A 15,023-nucleotide genomic window follows, 5' to 3' on the forward strand; every position below is an offset into this window, starting at 1 on the left:
AAGCCGTCCACCGGGCGGTTCGGCTCAAGCGATCCGCGCCCGCCGCCACAGCGGCAGCGCCAGCCGGTCGATCACCGCCAGGACGACGAGCGATGCGCCGAGCAGCGGCAGAAAGATCGCCAGCACCAGCGTGATGACAGCGACGCCGCGCATCCGCACCGGATTGCGCGGGGCGGGCGGCGCGCCCAGCTGGCCCGTCGGGCGCCTGCGCCACCACATCAGCGTGCCGGATACCGCCAGCACGATCAGGGCAAGCGCGGTCAGGACGCCGATCGCCTGGTTGATCCAGCCCAGCCATTGCCCCTCATGCCAGGCAATGCCGATGCTGACCGCGCGGTCGATGGGATGCTGATCGGCAAAGCTGCTGCGCGCGACGGCCGTGCCGGTTGCGGCATCATATTCGACGGTGCGGATTTCCGGCCGGTCCTGCGTTTCGCTGGTCAGGCGCCAGTTGGGGCCGTTGGGCGGGCCAAAGCGCATCGGCGCGTTGGGCGGCAACAGGATGGCGGGATGGGGCATCCCCTCCCCCCGGGCGCGAGCGACGATGGCGGTCAGCGATTGCTGTTCGACAGGGGCCTTTGCCGGGGCGGCGGCGGCGCGCAGCATCGCTTCATGGTCATGATCGCCGTGCAGGTCGTCTCCCCCTTCCCATTGCTGCGCCTGTTTCACCCATCCCATTTCCGCCCGCACGGCGCGGAACGCCGTCGCCCATGCCTCTGTCCAGGGCAGGGCGGTGAACAGGAGGATGAGGGCAAGGCCAGCGACCCAGAATCCGGTAACGGCATGCAGATCGCGCAGCAGCGTGCGGCCGCCCAGGTGCAGGCGCGGCCAGACAACGCCCGCCGCGCCGCGCCCGCGCGGCCACCAGAGGTAGAGGCCCGTCAGGACCATGACGATTGCCCAGCTGCCCGCCAGTTCGACCAGCAATCGCCCGCCCGTGCCGATCATCAGCGTGCCGTGAATGCGCGAGACGATGGCGCTGATCCGGTCGGCCGGGGCCATCGCGCCCGCCACGCGTCCGTCCGGCGCGACATAGACGTTGCGGATGCCGCCGCCCGGAAGGTCGAGCTGGATCATGGCAGCATCGCCCGGTGCCTGGGGCAGGCGATAATGGCGGATGCGCGCGCCCGGATTGGCGGCCAGCGCGGCGCGGGCCTGATCGTCCGGGCTGGCGGTTTGCGGGACCGGCATCGCCAGCCATTCGCGTTCCTGCCACCGGTCCAGCTGCGGCTTGAACAGAAAGACCGCGCCCGTCACCGACAGCATCAGGATGAAGGGCACGACGAACAGCCCGGCATAGAAATGCCAGCGCCAGATCGTGCGATAGAGGCCCGCGCCCATCAGAAGCGGGTCCGGATGCCGCCGAACAGGGCGCGCCGCTCGACGGGCTGATAGATCGCCGATCCGGTGTTTGCCAGCACGACCGCGCTGATATCGCCGATCGCGCGCTTGTTCGTCAGGTTGCGGGCATCGAGGAACACGTCGACGCCGCGCGTCACGCTGGCCCCCGCTGTCACGCCCAGCAGGGCATAATCGGGCGCGCGGGTGGTGTTGCGATAATCGGCGAACGCGCCCCTTGGCACCCATTCGACATTGGGCGCGACGTGCAGCGAATCGGTTCCGATCCGCACCTCTGCGCGCAGCATATGGACCGGCACGACGGGCAGGCGGTTGTCGCCATATTGGCGGTCGCCATCAAAGCGGAAATCCGACCATAAATAGGTACCGCGCAGGCGCAGCCAGTCGCTGGGCGCGACCGTCAGCCCAGCCTCGACCCCCTGATGCAGCGTCCGATCGGCGTTGAAGGTGCTGGCCGGGATGCTTTGATCCACCGTGAATTGCAGCAGTTCGCCGGTCAGGTCGGCGCGGTAATAGCTGACGTCCCATTCCAGGCCGTTCAGAGTGCCGCGGGTGCCCACTTCCTTCGTCCAGCCGCGCTGGGCATCCAGATTGACGAAGGTCGTGATCTGACCCAGTTCGCTGAAACCCGGCAATTCGGCCGACCGGCTGATGTTGCCGTAAAGCTGGATATCCTGGCCGATATCGAACAGGACGCCCAGCTTTGGGCTGACCTCGCTGAATTCGGCCCGGCCGAACTGGTTGGTGAAGCCGCGGCTGAACTTGATCTGCTGTTCGCGCCAGCCGTCCGTCCAGACGACCCCGGCGATCAGGCTGAGCGGATCGACAGGGCGGAAGCGCAGCTCGCCATAGACATTGCTGGTGCGTGCCCGCTGATCCGCCTGGAATGTCGGCGCGCCGCGACGGCCATTGACGTTGACGTACCGCTTGGCGTCGGTGTTGCCGATCCGGAACTCACCGCCGACGGTCAGTTCGAACGGCCCACGCGCCCATTCCATGCGGGCATAGGCACCGCGGTCGAAACTGTCATTGTCGATCACTTCAAAGATGGGGTGATACAGCTGCTTGTCGTTCATGAAGATGCCGACATTCAGCTCACCATCGGGCAGCGTCAGCGTGGTGCGGTTCTGGATGCGGATCGATGCGATGTCGCGGCGCTGGTCCCCGACGAAATTGCCGCGCGTCGGATCCGTCAGCGCCACAGATCGGGTCAGCGCGCCGGGCAGCTGCTGGTAAATGGCATTGGCCGAACCATAGAAGCGGGTGGTCAGGCCGGGTGCGACCTCGATCCCCGCATTGCCGTTGAACCGGACGGATCGCCGCCGGGCATGATCGCGGTCGCCGTCCGATGTGTCGCCGCTGACCCCGACCCAGAAATCGCCGGGGCCGGACGTGCCGCCAGCGGTCAGCAGCAGGCGCGCGGTATTGAAGCTGCCGCCATCGGCGCGGGCATAAACGCCCTCCGCCTCAGTGCCGCGCGGCGTGATGCCGTTGACCGCGCCGCCCAGCGTGGATGCGCCATAGCGCAGCGCGTTCGATCCGCGAAACACCTGAAGGCTGGAAAAGAACACCGGGTCCAGTTCCTGGAAATCGCCGTTATCGTCGGCCAGGTTGATCGGCACGCCGTCCTGAAGCAGCGTCAGCCCGCGCATGTGAAAACCGCGCGAAATGCCCGATCCGCGGATGCTGATCCGCACTTCCTGGCCATAGCGCGGCTGAAGATAGACGCCGGGCGAGAAAGCCAGCGCATCGCGCAGCGAAATGACCGTCCGGTCGGCATAATCCTGATAGCCGACGGTATCCGCGCCGCCGGGTGTGCGGGCGGTTTCGCGCTCGGCCTGATCGCGGGCCTCTGGTGCGGTGACGATGATGACCTGAGTGTCGGTATTTTCGACCGCGACGGGATCTGTGGCGGGCGCGGCCAGCGCGGCCGCCAGCGCAAGGGTGGAGAAGGACATTGGGTGTTCCTGAACTGAAAAAGCCAGTGGCTTCGTTCATGCCGCGCCCGGGCGTGCCCGATGGTGCGGCATGGAAATCCGCCCTGCCGGATGCCGCCTGGCAGCACCCGAAGGACAAGCGATAAGGGCTCAGTTCAGGATGGGCGGTGCGTGGCTGGGCGGCAGGATGCGCGGACTTGCGGCAAGGCGCAGGACCGGAAGCGCGGCAAAGCCCAGGGCGATGATGAAAGCGATGGCCAGCGCAAGCTGAACCGGGTCAGTGCCTGGCAGCATCGGCTGGCCCAGTCCGGCAAAGGCGCAGGGCTTTTCCGCTGTCGTACCGTCCTGATCCGAGGGATGCGGTTCGTCCATCGGGATGGTCACGGTCAGCGTCGATGGCCCCATGGCGTTACACACGCCGACGCTGAACGACAGCGCGCCCGGCGTGGCGGGCATGACCATGTACCCGGCAGGCACCAGCAGCTTTGCGCCAAGCACGGCCAGCATCAGCGCGAAAAGGACGCGCGGGCTGGACGAAACAAGGGCGCGGAGCGTTGCCACGTCCGCGCCCTTAAAGGCTTCGCCCCGGCTTGTCATCGGGGCGAATTGTCCACCCCTCAGGCGCCGCCGCCCGCCAGTGCCGCCAGCAGCAGCAGGGCGACGATATTGGTGATCTTGATCATCGGATTGACCGCCGGGCCTGCCGTATCCTTGTACGGATCGCCCACCGTGTCGCCGGTCACCGCTGCCTTGTGCGCTTCGGAACCCTTGCCGCCATAATGGCCGTCCTCGATATATTTCTTGGCATTGTCCCATGCCCCGCCGCCGCTGGTCATCGATATCGCGACGAACAGGCCGGACACGATGACGCCCAGCAGCATCGCGCCCAGCGAGGCAAAGCCATTGGCCTGTCCGGCGACGGCGGTAATGATGAAATAGACCGCGATCGGGGACAGGACGGGCAGCAGCGACGGGACGATCATCTCCTTGATTGCCGCGCGCGTCACGATATCGACCGTGCGGGCATAATTGGGCCGGCTGGTCCCCGCCATGATGCCTGGGTCCCTGGCGAACTGATCCCGCACATCCTCGACCACGCTGCCTGCCGCGCGGCCCACCGCCGTCATGCCGAACGCCCCGAACAGATAGGGCAGCAGCGCGCCGAGCAGCAGCCCGACGATGACATACGGGTTGGACAGGCTGAAATCGACCTCGACACCGCTGAAGTATCGTTTCAGATCCTCGGTATAGGCACCGAACAGCACCAGCGCGGCAAGCGCGGCGGAGCCGATGGCATAGCCCTTGGTCACCGCCTTGGTCGTGTTGCCGACCGCGTCCAGCGCGTCGGTTCTTTCCCGAACGCTGTCGTCGAGGCCGGCCATTTCGGCAATGCCGCCGGCATTGTCGGTGACGGGGCCATAGGCATCGAGCGCGACGACCATGCCGGCCAGCGCCAGCAGCGAGGTGGCGGCAAAGGCGACGCCGATGATCCCGGCCAGCTGATAGGTGGCGATGACTGCCACCACGATGACGAGCGTCGGCAACGCGGTCGATTCAAGGCTGATCGCCAGCCCCTGAATGACGTTGGTGCCATGGCCGGTCTGGCTGGCATGGGCGATGGATTTGACCGGGCGGAAATTGGTCCCGGTATAATATTCGGTGATCCAGACGAGCAGGCCGGTGACGGCCAGCCCGATCATCATGCACCAGAACAGGTCCCATCCGGTGAAGCTGGCGCCCGCATCCGCGACGCTGGTGCCCAGCGGTTCGGACGACAGCGTGTCGCTGGCCGCATCCAGGAACCCGGCGCTGCCGATCGTGGCGCTAAGGTCGCCCAGCGCATAGCTGGTGATCCACCAGATCGCCGGGACGGCCAGGATCGCGGTGGTCCAGAACCCCTTGTACAGCGCGCCCATGATGTTGGTGCCGCCACCCAGCCGGACGGCATAGGTGCCGATGATCGAGGTGATGATGCACACCCCGCCCACGCCGAGCGGCAGGCTCATCAGCGCCGTCAGCTCTGCATCGCTGCCGGTGACCAGCAGCGCGATCGACACCATGGTCAGGCCAAGGGTGACGACATAGGTTTCGAACAGATCGGCCGCCATGCCGGCGCAGTCGCCGACATTGTCGCCCACATTGTCCGCGATGACGGCGGGGTTGCGGGGATCGTCCTCCGGGATGCCCGCCTCCACCTTGCCGACCAGATCGGCGCCGACATCGGCGGCCTTGGTAAAGATGCCGCCGCCCAGCCGGGCGAAGATCGAGATGAGCGATGCGCCAAAGGCGAGCGCGGTCAGCGCCTCGATGATCTCGCGGTCATTGGGCGCATGGCCGCCGGGGCCGGTCAGATACCAGAAGATGCCAGTTATCGACAGCAGCCCCAGCCCCGCGACCAGCATCCCCGTAATCGCGCCGGAGCGGAAGGCGAGTGTCAACCCGCCCTGAAGGCTGCTGCGCGCCGCCTCTGCCGTGCGGACATTGGCGCGGACCGAGATGTTCATGCCGACATAGCCCGCCACGCCCGACAGGACCGCGCCGATGACAAAGCCGATGGCGGAAAGCGGCCCGAGAGCCGGAACAAGGATCACCGCGACGATCACGCCGACGATGGCAATGGTTCGATATTGCCGGCCCAGATAAGCCTGTGCCCCCTCCTGAATGGCGGCGGCGATATCGCGCATCTTTTCGTTGCCCGCCGATGCCCTGAGCACCTGCTGGCTGGTCAAAACCCCATAGAGTACGGCAATGACGCCGCACGTCAGGGCAATCGTCACGATTGTCATTGGCATCCTTCCCCTGCTGTCCGGCCTGCCGGACTCTGTCGGTCCGTGCAGGGCCAGGAAGGGAAAAGGTATAGGCCGACGTCAGTGGCGCGCAAGCTGGGGTTTTTGGGGGGTTATTCCGCCGCAGGGACGGTGTCGTACACGACGACCTTGCGCCACAGCGCGGCATTGTCCTTCACGAACTGAAGATGGACCGGATCGACCTGATAGGCGTCCTGATCCGCGGCGCTGGCAAAGCTGACGGTCCAGCTGACCTGATAGCTGTTGTCGACGACGTCGCGCGGCGTGCCGGCGGGCTGGCCGATCTGCCAGCTCTTGATCGTGGCGATGCCCGTCATCTTGCGCAGACCGGCGACCAGCTTTGCCTTGTCCTCGGCACTGTCGGGATTGTTCAGCCAGAAATAGACATGATGGATGAACGGCGCCTGCGCCGGTGCGTCCGCCGATGCTGCGGCGGGAAACAGGGTGGCAGCAGCCAGGGCGGCGACGCCGGGCAGGGGGGATTTGGCCATGAAACGCTCCATCATTCGGATGTGAGCGCTTGCATAGCATCCCCCCTGTCCCGATAGCCAGCGCCGTCACCGGCGCCGGCCGTCTGCTGGATCAGCCCTGGGCGCGCTGCGGACGGCCGCCGCCGCCGCCACGACGGCGATTGCCGCCGGGGCGACCGCCGCGATTGTCCCCGGCAGGCTTTGAACCCGCCGGCCGCGCGGCGTGGGTCGCGCGCGGACGGCGCGGCCCCTGTTCCTGGCGCGGACGCATGGGGCGATCGGGGCGTTCCGCCGGAACCGGCCCGACGCGGCTCGACTTGATCCGCTCCACCTCGGCCATGAAATTGGCGGGCAGCGGTACGATTTCGATCTTCTGACGGGTCAGCTTCTCGATACCGCGCAGATACGCCTTTTCATCATCCGCGACGAAGCTGAACGCCACGCCGTCCGCCCCGGCACGCGCGGTGCGCCCGATGCGGTGGACATATTGTTCGGCCACGTTGGGCAGTTCGAAATTGATGACATGGCTGACCCCGGACACGTCGATGCCGCGCGCCGCGATATCGGTGGCGATCAGGATCTTGACCCGGCCGGCGCGGAAATCGGCCAGCGCCTTTTCCCGCTGCGGCTGGCTCTTGTTGCCATGGATGGCGTGCGAAACGATGCCGTTCGATGCCAGCAGCTTCACGACGCGGTCGGCGCCATGCTTGGTGCGGGTGAACACCAGCGCGCGATCAATCTCGTTCTTCTGAAAGAACAGGGTGAGCAGTGCCTGCTTTTCCTGCTGATTGACGAAGGTGACGAACTGTTCGACGCGCTCGGCGGTAGAGGCGACGGGCGTCACCTGAACCGTGACCGGATCGGTCAGGAAGCCGTCGGCCAACGCCTTGATCTCCTTCGGCATGGTGGCCGAAAAGAACAGCGACTGGCGATCGACCGGCAGCATCTTGATGATGCGCTTCAGCGTGTGGATGAAGCCCAGGTCGAGCATCTGATCCGCCTCGTCCAGGACGAGGATTTCGAGATCGGCCAGGCTCATGCACCGCTGATCGATCAGGTCCATCAGGCGGCCCGGCGTTGCGACCAGGATGTCGACACCGGCCGCGGTATCGCGGCGGTTGCGGCCGATCGGCACGCCGCCGAACACGGTGGCAACGGTCAGCTTGGTATGCTTGGCATAGGCGCGGGCGCTGTCGGCGATCTGGCTGGCCAGTTCGCGGGTCGGCGCAAGGACCAGCATCCGGCAGCGCATCGGCTTGCGGCGGATATTCGCCTTAACCAGATTGTCGATCGACGGCAGCATGAAGGCCGCCGTCTTGCCGGTGCCGGTCTGTGCGATGCCGAGCAGGTCGTTGCCATCGAGCAGGGCCGGAATGGCCTGTTGCTGGATCGGGGTCGGGGTGTCGTAATTCTTCTGCGCAAGCGCGTCGAGAACGGACCGCGAAAGCCCGAGCGATTGAAATGTCATGGGAATCCTTGAATAATCGGCTTCTTCACCCGGATGCAAAAGGACGCACGCGGAGCGAAGGGCTGGGTGTCAACAACGTGACAACCCGCGTGATATGGGAAGCCGGTGAACAGTGCGGTGGAGCCTGGATGGTTTGATGCCACCCGATCACGCTGCAAAAAGTCCGCGCTGCGCACGAGGACATGGCAGCAAAACCGCCTGAAGTCAATTGGACGGTGCGACGTCTATGGCGACAGTCAGACGCTCACCCGACGGAAACGGTCGCGTTCCATGATAAAGAAAGCTTGGAAACAGGATCAGCGTGCCCGGTTCCGGCTTGACGGTCGCGATCGGCCCGAGGGCAAGATCAATGCCGGCGGGTGGTCGGCCAAGCTCCAGCCAGCCCTCCTGCTGCTTGTCACATTGGGGTTGCGGGACGGCGACATGAAGCGCTGAACTCAAGATACCGTGGTTGTGAAGGTGGCTGACATGGTAGCCGCCGTCCGTGAGCCGGATCGACCAGCTGGCCGCAATCTTCCATGGACGGTTGCGATGGCGCAGGATCGGATGCGATGGATCGGCGGGGCGCAAATTGCGCCTGAAATCGTCGAGACCCGATGTCATATCGCGGAAAAGGTCGCCGATTTCCTGTTCGCCCCGGTCGGCAAGCGAGCCGCGGGTCTGCGTCCCTGATCGGACGCTCTGGCCGATCGGCGGCAGGGCGTTGCGATGGATCGCTCGTAACACCATGCCGAGCCGGTCCAGCTCGCGATGATCCGTCAGGATCGACACTCGGCGGATCATGGTTTCGGGATCGAGCAGCCAGCGATGCCGCGCATCGCCCGTAGCCCGCCAGACCAATTCAGTCAGCGCCCAAGCTGCCGGATCGCCATCGATGACTTCACGGGCACGCGCCAGCCAGAAATCCGCATGTTCGGGATGGCCCAGACGAAGGGCGTGACGGCCCCGATCGACCCACGATTCCGGCATGTCGGGCGGAATGCTGGCTAGCAGGGCGCCGGCCCGTTCCGACTGCCCTTCGGTTCCGGCATGCCGAGCCTCGATCAAGCGCAGGGCAGGTGCGTCGCCCCCTTCGCGGCGAAGCCTGGCCGCGATGTCGGCAGCTCTGCCGGACTGACCCGTGCCTGCAAGCAGGCTCATCAGGCGCACCCAGAGCGCGCCATGTCGGGGTAGACGGATCAGTGCACCCTCGATCTTGTCGAGCCAGCCATGCCGGTCGCCCATTGCCCATGCGAGTTCGGCGCGCGCTACATGCCCGTCGATCCAGTCGGGCGCCAGTTCCAGCATGGCATCCAGCCGGGCGAGGGGACCCGGCCGGCGCGATTGAACGGCAAGGACAGCATCGGCGATCAGGATTGCGCCGTCATGCGGATCACTGAGCACCGCATCGCGCAGTAGGGTCGCCGCAGCGGGATCGCCGCGGCGATAGGCGGTCAGCGCTGCGGCTTTGATGTCCGGTCCTGTCATGGCTGTCCAAAGAAGGCCCGAACCTGGCGCAGGGCAAGAGCCGTTAGTTCGAATCCGCAAACATTGACTTTTTCGGTCATGCACACCTATACCGTGACATCTCCAAGACATCAGTCGCATTAAAGGAAGCGTTGAATGGCGCGCGTTACCGTCGAAGATTGCGTCGACAAGGTTCCGAACCGGTTCGATCTGGTGCTGCTGGCCGCTCAGCGCGCCCGCCAGATTTCGGGCGGTGCGGAGCTGACCCTGGATCGCGACCGCGATAAAAACCCGGTCGTTGCCCTGCGTGAAATTGCCGAGGAGACGGTGCGTCCGGATCATCTGGAAGATGCACTGGTCGGTTCGCTGCAGCGCGTGCAGATCGACGATGAGGAAGCGCCGGACGAAATCGGCAACCTGGCCAGCACGGCAGAGGCGCTGCGCCTGACCGCCGCTGCCCCGGCGCGCAACCAGAATGTCGGCGGCGATTACGACGGCTGATTGCCGTCCTTCGGATCGAGACGCGAAGAACCCCCGCCCCGGCGGGGGTTTTTTGTTGGCCGGGCGGCGCGGGGGCTCGGTCGCGTGGCGGCGTCAGTCCTCCGCCGGACCGTCCCCGGCTTCTGTCCGGCCCTTGAACCCCTGTGCCACCAGATACCATTCGACCGACCCCTTGCGGCTGGCCGGGGGCTTGGCGTGTTTCACCGTGGCGAAATTGCGCTTCATTTCGGCAACCAGCGACGAATCGGCGCCGCCCGCAAACACCTTGGCAATGAACGCGCCGCCCGGTTCCAGCGTGCGGATCGCGAAATCGGCCGCCGCCTCGACCAGCGCCATAGTGCGCAGCGCATCCGTCTGCGGATGGCCGACGGTGTTCGCCGCCATGTCGGACACGATCAGATCGGGCGCGCCGCCCAGCGATTCGACCAGCCGGTCGGGCGCGGCATCGTCCATGAAATCCATCTGCAGGATGACCGCGCCGTCGATCGGATCGACGGGCAGCAAGTCGATGCCGACCACGGCGGCCTTTGGCAGGCGTCGGCGCACGACCTGAGTCCAGCCGCCCGGCGCGATGCCAAGGTCGACGACGCGGCGCGCGCCCTTCAGGAAATCGAACTTTTCATCCAGCTCGATCAGCTTGTAGGCGGCGCGGCTGCGATAGCCCTCTGCCTTGGCGCGGCGCACATACGGGTCGTTGAGCTGCCGTTCCAGCCAGCGCGTCGACTGGGCCGACCGCCCGCGCGCGGTGCGGACCCGCTGATGACCGCCCCGTGATCCCCCGCGGCTCATGCCCGGTCTCCATCCATCAATCGCCGCAAGATGCCCTCGCGGATACCGCGATCGGCAATGCCCAGTCGGGGCGCGGGCCACAAGTCCAGGATCGCCTCAAGGATCGCACAGCCCGCCACGACCAGATCGGCCCGTTCCTGTCCGATGCAGGGAACGGTCGCGCGCGCTGCCATGTCCATGTCGGCCAATCGCGCGCTGATCCCGCGCATGGCGGGCGCAGGCACGATCAGGCCATCGACCTGCGCCCGGTCATAGGCGGCAAGGCCCAGATGCACGCTGGCCAGTGTGGTCACGGTGCCGCTGGTGCCGAGCAGCCGGACATCGGTGTCGCCGGGCGGCATCCCGCGTTCCGCCAGCCGCCGGGCAAAAGCGTCGAAGCTTTCCGTCGCAACCGCGTACATCCGGTCATAGGCTGCGCGGTGCCCGCCGCCCGCCCGCTCGCCATGCGCCTCAGTCAGCGACACCACGCCCCAGGGGGCGGAATGCCAGTCAAGCACGCGGGGCACCGGTTCCGTCGCGTCGATCAGCACCAGTTCGGTCGATCCGCCGCCAATGTCGAACACCAGCGCCGGGCCGTCACCCGGTTCCAGCAGCGCATGGCAGCCAAGCACTGCCAGCCGCGCCTCTTCCTCGGCAGAGATAATGTCCAGCCGGATGCCGGTTTCGGCGCGGACCCGGGCGATGAACTCGCTGCCATTGCTGGCGCGGCGGCACGCCTCGGTCGCGACGGATCGGGCCAGCGTGACCTGACGCCGTTTCAGCTTGTCCGCGCAGACGCGCAGCGCGGCGATTGTGCGTTCGATCGCGGCATCGGACAGGCGGCCGCTCGCCGCCAGTCCCTCGCCCAGCCGGACGATCCGGGAAAAGGCGTCGACAACGGCAAACCCGTCGCCCTGCGGGCGGGCGATCAACAGGCGACAGTTGTTGGTGCCAAGGTCAAGCGCGGCATACAGCCGGGGCTGGCCGCCCCGACCACGCGCTTTGCCGGCATTGCGCGGCCCGGGCGGGCGCCGACGCGTCGCCATCTCCGGGGCACTTTGATCCCCCATGTAAACCCACTCGCTTATCGTTCTTCCGTCGCGGCGACACGCCGTTCGGTGCTTGGTTATCAGGGTAGCGAAGCCGGCACAGGGCGGCAAGCCGGGCAGATGCGGGCCGGGAAGGCGTTGACAGGCTGGAACGCTGAACCTATCTGCCCCACACCATTGCCCGATCCTCTAATGGTAAGAGAGCGGACTCTGACTCCGTCAATCAAGGTTCGAATCCTTGTCGGGCATCCATTTCCCCCATCGTCAGCACAAGCCCATCCGGCCTTAAGGGGCCATCGGGTGCGGCCGCGCCTCGGCCAGGATCAGGCCGAACCAGCCGCGATCGTCCTGCCATTCGGCCATCGGCGTCCAGCCGCCGGCCAGTAACAAGGTGCGGGCATCGCGCGCGCCGTATTTGTGGCTGTTTTCCGTGTGGATCGTCTCACCCGCCTTCATCGTGAACCGGCGGCCGGCGACGTGGAACGCCAGATCGTCCAGCGCCTCCAGATGCATTTCGATGCGGGCCAGCGAATCGTTCCAGATCGCCCGGTGGCGGAACCGGTCGACGGGCAGCGTGCCGTCCAGTTCCCGGTTGATGCGCGTCAGCAGGTTGAGGTTGAAGTCGGCCGTGACGCCTGCGGCATCGTCATATGCGGGGACAAGGACCGATTCGTCCTTGATCCGGTCGATCCCGATCAGCAGCCGCGCACCGTCGCCCAGCGACTGGCGCATGGTGCGCAGCAGGTCGGTGGCGGCCAGCGGGGTCAGATTGCCGATCGTGGAACCGGGGAAAAACCCCAATTTCGGCCTGCCCTGCACGGCGGAAGGCAGCGGCACGGGGGCCATGAAGTTTGCCTCGACCGGAAACACCGCCATGCCCGGAAAGGCAGAAGCAATGCCGCGCGCCGATTCGCGCAGGAAATCGCCGGAAATGTCGATCGGCACATAAGCGGCCGGTTCGATATGGCGCAGCAGGGTCGGCGTCTTGGCGGACGAGCCGGAGCCAAATTCGATTACCGCGCAGCCAGGATCGCATAGACCCGCAAGGTCATCGCCCGCGCGTTCCAGCAGGGCAGCTTCGGTGCGGGTGGGATAATATTCGGGCAGGGCCGTAATCGCCTCGAACAGTTCCGAGCCGCGCCGGTCATAGAACCAGCGCGCCGGTATCGCCTTTGGACTGGCGGCAAGGCCCGCCAGCACATCGGCGAGGAAGGCCGGATCGGCGTCCAGCGTCGAGATGGCGGGGGTGGCGACTGCCTGATCCTGATCGGTCCACATGCGCTTACAGGTCCTTTGCAAGGCGGAGGCCAGTGAACTGCCAACGCTGATGCGGATGAAAGAAGTTGCGATAGCTTGCCCGGACATGGCCGCGTGGGCTTGCGCAGCTGCCGCCGCGCAGGACGAACTGCCCGCTCATGAACTTACCATTATATTCGCCGACGGCCCCCTCGGCCGTGCGAAAGCCGGGATAGGGGCGATAGGCGCTGCCGGTCCATTCCCAGACATCGCCGAAAAAGGCAGGTCCTCCGCGTGCCGGGCGCGGTTCGACCGGTCCGGCCCGGTCCAGGAAATTGCCCGCATGGGGATCGTGGCGCGCGGCAGCGGCTTCCCATTCGAACTCGGTTGGCAGGCGTGCGCCCGCCCATGCGGCATAGGAGTCCGCTTCGTAAAAGCTGATATGCGTGACCGGCGCTGCGGGATCGAGCGGACGGCGGCCGTCCAGACCGAACCGGGTCCAGGTCCGCCCGTCGCGCCGCCAGTAGAGGGGGCCTTCGATCCGTTCAGCCTGCACCCAAGCCCAGCCATCGGACAGCCACCAGCGCGGCGTTGCATAGCCGCCATCGGCGATGAAATCTGCCCATTCGCCATTGGTGACCGTGCGGTCGGCCAGAGCATGGGGCGCCAGCAGGGCGGCATGGCGCGGCCCTTCGCAGTCGAAGCCAAATCCGGTGCCGTCATGGCCGATGTCGATCGGGCCGGATGCACCCTCGATCCAGCGGACCGGGTCGGGCATGGCCACGGGCTGTTTCGGCTCACCGGGCCAGATCGCCGGTTCCAGCGGATTTTGCGCGAACAGGTGGAGGATATCGGTCAGCAACAGCTCCTGGTGCTGCTGTTCGTGATGACAGCCGAGTTCGATCAGTGCCCGTGCCTCGTCGGACAACATGGGCAGCGCATCGGCCAGCGCGGCATCGACGGCGCGGCGCCATTCGATGACCTGATCCAGTGTCGGGCGCGTGACCATGCCGCGCCGGGGCCGGGCGTGCCGCTGGCCCTCCGCCTCGTAATAGCTGTTGAACAGATAGGGCAGGCGATCGTCGTACAGGCGATAGCCAGGCAGGTGATCGCGCAGGATGAATGTTTCGAAAAACCATGTCGTATGCGCCAGATGCCATTTGGCGGGGCTGGCATCGTCCATCGACTGAACGGTGGCGTCCGCATCGCTGAGGCGTTCGACCAGCGCCTCGCTCAACCGGCGAACCTGAAGATAGTGATCGGTCAGATCCCGATCGTTGCTCTTGACCGCCCGTTCGTCGCGCATCGGCATTCCCCCTGACGGCTGGGGTTCGTTCGTGCCGGCCGCAGCGTTACGGCCGGCATCGGGAGGTGATGCGGCCGGTCGTCAGGTCGCCCGCGATGCCCCTGGTTGCCATAGAACGTCGCCGGACCCGTTTTGGTTCACTGTCCGGCACAGAACAAAAAGCAAGTCCGACAGCCGGTTCAGGTAACGGAGCGCATCAGGATTAATCGCGCAGTCGGCTGCGGCGGCAACGGCCGCGCGTTCGGCCCGGCGCGAAATCGCGCGCGCCAGGTGCAATGCCGCCGCAGCAGGGGTGCCGCCGGGCAGGATGAAGCTGGTCAGCGGGGCCAGATCGTCGTTCAGCCGGTCGATCCTGTCCTCGATCCACGATACCTGTTCCGGCACGATCCGCAGCGCAGCCGATGGCGCCTCATCGGCGACAATCGGTGTGGCAAGATCGGCACCCAGATCGAACAGGTCGTTCTGAATTCGGGTCAGCATCGCCTGAACCGGGGCGGACAGGCCGGGTGCGGCCAGAGCGACGCCGACCGCGCTGTTTGCCTCGTCCACCTCGCCGATCGCGTGAAGGCGCGGATCATGCTTGGCGACCCGCGAACCATCGACCAGCCCGGTCGTGCCGTCATCGCCGGTGCGGGTATAGATGCGGTTCAGCTTGACCATGTCGATGCCCCCGAAG

14 protein-coding genes and 1 tRNA gene are annotated in these 15,023 nt (G+C 66.1%); 3 read left to right on the forward strand and 12 right to left on the reverse strand.

Annotated features, from left to right (window positions below; translation table 11 throughout):
* Positions 1 to 24 precede the first annotated feature (24 nt).
* From NYR55_RS10280 to NYR55_RS10310, 7 genes are all read right to left on the reverse strand, one after another.
* On the reverse strand, positions 25 to 1,341 hold the full coding sequence (locus NYR55_RS10280; RefSeq protein ID WP_260021191.1) for a PepSY domain-containing protein: 1,317 nt from the start codon (positions 1,339 to 1,341) through the stop codon (positions 25 to 27).
* Positions 1,341 to 3,317: a TonB-dependent receptor gene (locus tag NYR55_RS10285; protein WP_260021192.1), complete on the reverse strand. Its 1,977-nt coding sequence runs from the start codon at positions 3,315 to 3,317 to the stop codon at positions 1,341 to 1,343. The genes NYR55_RS10280 and NYR55_RS10285 overlap by 1 nt, the downstream gene beginning before the upstream one ends.
* Positions 3,318 to 3,446: 129 nt before the next feature.
* The gene (locus NYR55_RS10290) at positions 3,447 to 3,893 is read right to left on the reverse strand and encodes a hypothetical protein (protein ID WP_260021193.1); all 447 of its coding nucleotides are present in this window, start codon (positions 3,891 to 3,893) and stop codon (positions 3,447 to 3,449) included.
* 20 nt (positions 3,894 to 3,913) lie between these two features.
* Positions 3,914 to 6,082 (reverse strand): sodium-translocating pyrophosphatase, encoded by a 2,169-nt coding sequence (locus tag NYR55_RS10295; protein WP_260021194.1) that lies wholly within the window; start codon positions 6,080 to 6,082, stop codon positions 3,914 to 3,916.
* Positions 6,083 to 6,195: 113 nt separating this feature from the next.
* The gene (locus tag NYR55_RS10300) at positions 6,196 to 6,594 is read right to left on the reverse strand and encodes a Dabb family protein (protein WP_260021195.1); all 399 of its coding nucleotides are present in this window, start codon (positions 6,592 to 6,594) and stop codon (positions 6,196 to 6,198) included.
* 91 nt (positions 6,595 to 6,685) lie between these two features.
* Positions 6,686 to 8,041, reverse strand: a complete 1,356-nt coding sequence (locus NYR55_RS10305; RefSeq protein ID WP_260021196.1) for a DEAD/DEAH box helicase — start codon at positions 8,039 to 8,041, stop codon at positions 6,686 to 6,688.
* A gap of 204 nt (positions 8,042 to 8,245) precedes the next feature.
* Positions 8,246 to 9,265 carry a 2OG-Fe(II) oxygenase family protein gene (locus NYR55_RS10310; protein WP_260021197.1) on the reverse strand — a complete coding sequence of 340 codons (1,020 nt, stop codon included), beginning with the start codon at positions 9,263 to 9,265 and terminating at the stop codon, positions 8,246 to 8,248.
* Positions 9,266 to 9,292: 27 nt separating this feature from the next.
* On the opposite strand from NYR55_RS10310, the gene NYR55_RS10315 reads away from it, so the two are divergent.
* A complete protein-coding gene (locus tag NYR55_RS10315; RefSeq protein WP_260021199.1) occupies positions 9,293 to 9,439 on the forward strand; it encodes a hypothetical protein in 147 nt (48 codons plus the stop codon).
* Positions 9,440 to 9,643: 204 nt separating this feature from the next.
* Entirely contained in the window at positions 9,644 to 9,988 is a 345-nt protein-coding gene (rpoZ, locus tag NYR55_RS10320) for a DNA-directed RNA polymerase subunit omega (protein ID WP_260021201.1), read from the forward strand.
* A gap of 93 nt (positions 9,989 to 10,081) precedes the next feature.
* Here rpoZ and NYR55_RS10325 read toward each other — a convergent pair whose 3' ends face one another.
* Entirely contained in the window at positions 10,082 to 10,777 is a 696-nt protein-coding gene (locus NYR55_RS10325; protein ID WP_260021203.1) for an RlmE family RNA methyltransferase, read from the reverse strand.
* Entirely contained in the window at positions 10,774 to 11,802 is a 1,029-nt protein-coding gene (locus NYR55_RS10330) for a Ppx/GppA phosphatase family protein (RefSeq protein WP_260021204.1), read from the reverse strand. The genes NYR55_RS10325 and NYR55_RS10330 overlap by 4 nt, the downstream gene beginning before the upstream one ends.
* A 181-nt stretch (positions 11,803 to 11,983) precedes the next feature.
* On the opposite strand from NYR55_RS10330, the gene NYR55_RS10335 reads away from it, so the two are divergent.
* Positions 11,984 to 12,057, forward strand: a tRNA-Gln gene (locus NYR55_RS10335).
* A gap of 33 nt (positions 12,058 to 12,090) precedes the next feature.
* Here NYR55_RS10335 and egtD read toward each other — a convergent pair.
* The 3 genes from egtD to NYR55_RS10350 form a co-directional block, all read right to left on the reverse strand.
* Entirely contained in the window at positions 12,091 to 13,083 is a 993-nt protein-coding gene (egtD, locus tag NYR55_RS10340) for an L-histidine N(alpha)-methyltransferase (RefSeq protein WP_260021205.1), read from the reverse strand.
* A gap of 4 nt (positions 13,084 to 13,087) precedes the next feature.
* The gene (gene egtB, locus NYR55_RS10345) at positions 13,088 to 14,347 is read right to left on the reverse strand and encodes an ergothioneine biosynthesis protein EgtB (RefSeq protein ID WP_260021206.1); all 1,260 of its coding nucleotides are present in this window, start codon (positions 14,345 to 14,347) and stop codon (positions 13,088 to 13,090) included.
* 81 nt (positions 14,348 to 14,428) lie between these two features.
* Positions 14,429 to 15,007, reverse strand: coding sequence for a cob(I)yrinic acid a,c-diamide adenosyltransferase (locus NYR55_RS10350; protein ID WP_260021207.1), 579 nt, complete (start codon positions 15,005 to 15,007; stop codon positions 14,429 to 14,431).
* Between the last annotated feature and the right edge of the window lie 16 nt (positions 15,008 to 15,023).

The sequence above is a fragment of the Sphingomonas sp. BGYR3 genome, from assembly GCF_025153455.1.
Lineage (GTDB): Bacteria > Pseudomonadota > Alphaproteobacteria > Sphingomonadales > Sphingomonadaceae > Sphingomonas.